1 pseudogene is annotated in these 597 nt (G+C 62.1%); it reads left to right on the forward strand.

What is annotated here, in order from left to right:
- Window positions 1–233: 233 nt before the first annotated feature.
- Window positions 234–597, forward strand: a pseudogene (locus ACXJKH_RS21900) (His-Xaa-Ser system radical SAM maturase HxsB); the annotation flags it as partial.

The raw sequence follows: 597 nt of genomic DNA on the forward strand, positions 1-597 counted from the left end.
CAATTCTTCAACGACCTTCTGGATGAGCGCCTGCGCGCCCTGGTGCGTGTTGAGACTCAAGGCCTCCAGCAAGAGCTGGTTCGCGCCGCACTGACCCAGGCGATGCCGTCCGGCGCGGTGGTGCCGTGAGATTCAGGCCAAAGGATGCCTTCAGTCCTTCACCGGGCTATCAACTGCTGCCGATGCGTTTCAGGCGGCTCCCGTGGGACCCTCAGAAGGCGTTCGTCTCCTCAATGGCGGGCGATTGGCTGCTCATGGGCATGGAGGACCTGCAGCGCTTCGTTTCCCATGAGCTTCCGGCCCAGTCGCCGTTGCTCGCAGACTTGCAGGCCCGGCACCTTGCCGTTGCGGATACAAGCCGAAGCTCGCTGGCCCCGTTGCTCAGCCAATACCGAAGCCGAAAGTCCTACTTGGTGGGCGGACCTGCCCTGCACATCTTTGTGGTGTCCTTGCGCTGCCACCACACCTGCAGCTATTGCCAGGTGTCCCGCCAACAGACGACCGCAACCGAGTTCGACATGGCGGGAACACATGCTCGCCATGCCGTAGAGCGGCTATTCGAGTGGCCAAGCCAGGAGCTGACCATTGAGTTCCAAG

It is taken from the genome of Stenotrophomonas sp. P5_B8 (assembly GCF_054049855.1).